The following is a 1251-nucleotide window of genomic DNA, read 5'->3' as shown; positions in this document are numbered from 1 at the left end:
GGCGCAGCAGCTCGGCCTCTTGGGCGGCACTGTGCAGTGCCACATCCACGATGTAGACCGTCAGCAGCTCCGCCTTGCGGGCATCGAAGCTGCGTTTGAAGATGCTGAAGTGCGCAATCGGCGCGGGGGCCAGGCCCAGGGTATGGGCGACCAGGGCGGGCAGCGCCTCTGCGGCGTGGCCGAGCGGGAGTTTGAGTTCGGAGATGCGGATCATGGGGGTAGCCGGGTGGCTTGTCGTTATCAAGCAGGGGAGAGGATTTTAGGATGCGGCGCTGGGTCGGCAAATATCCCCCAAATGGGGGATGAATGCGGTCGGGCCTTGTCACTCACTTGGATCCGAATTGCTATGGTATTTGGGTAAAAAATTGATAGCTGCCTGTGCTCTATCTATCAGCACAGAGGCCATTTTCAGGATCTGAAGAATAGCCTAAAAATACAAAATTGTATGGAAACACGGTCATTCTGTGTTTGCGTTACATCATCGACACACTGAATTTTTAGAGGTGGATGTATACGACACTGCGGTTTCCATTTATTTTTAAGGCAGGGTCTATGCGTAGTTTGGCTTGTGCGGGCGTGGTGGGTCTGGTGGTGTTGGCGGGTTGTGGAGGCGGCGGAGGCGGTGGCGGCACCAGTGTGGCCCCGGTCGCGTCGGGCTACCCCGGCAACCCGGCCAGTTGCGAGGTGGCGGGCCAGCGGGCCTGGCTGCGCGACTACATGACCGACGCGTATTTCTGGTACGACAAGCAGGGCGTGCCCAACGCGGCGGCCACCAGCATGGACGCGTACGTCGATTCGCTGCTGTACCAGCCCACCGACCGCTACAGCTACAGCCAGACCACGGCCAGCGCCAACCAGTTTTACGTGGACGGCACCCGCACCGGCTATGGCTATGCGCTGGACTGGCTGGATGCCGCCCGCACCACCTTGGCGGTCCGGCTGGTGGAGCCGCTGAGCCCGGTGGGCCAGGCGGGTTTGCAGCGCGGCGACCGCATCGTTAGCATCAACGGACAAAGCTCGGCCGACATCGCCAACGGCGGGCTGACCGCCGTAGACACTACTGGCGTGGCACGCACATTCGTGGTGCGCAACGCCGCGGGCACCCAGCGCAGCTTCACCGTGCAGTCGGCCACCTATGCGCTCACCCCCGTCAACACCGTGGCGGTACTCACCGCCCCCAACGGTGCCCCAACCGGGTATTTGATGTACCAGGAGTTCATTGCTTCCGGGGCCACCGCCATGGGCGCGGCG

The 1251-nt window shown here is 62.1% G+C and carries 1 protein-coding gene and 1 pseudogene; one reads left to right on the top strand and one right to left on the bottom strand.

Annotated elements, in window-relative coordinates; genetic code table 11:
- Window positions 1-214, bottom strand: a pseudogene (locus AC097L_RS24920) (FAD-dependent oxidoreductase); the annotation flags it as partial.
- A gap of 338 nt (window positions 215-552) precedes the next feature.
- Here AC097L_RS24920 and AC097L_RS24915 point away from each other — a divergent pair.
- A partial coding sequence (locus tag AC097L_RS24915; RefSeq protein WP_479589397.1) for a PDZ domain-containing protein occupies window positions 553-1251 on the top strand: 699 nt, incomplete at its 3' end.

The sequence above is a fragment of the Rhodoferax sp. RT5P35 genome, from assembly GCF_056521385.1.
The sequence above is the reverse complement of the archived record's forward strand: the minus strand, read 5'-3'. Positions and strand labels throughout refer to the sequence as shown.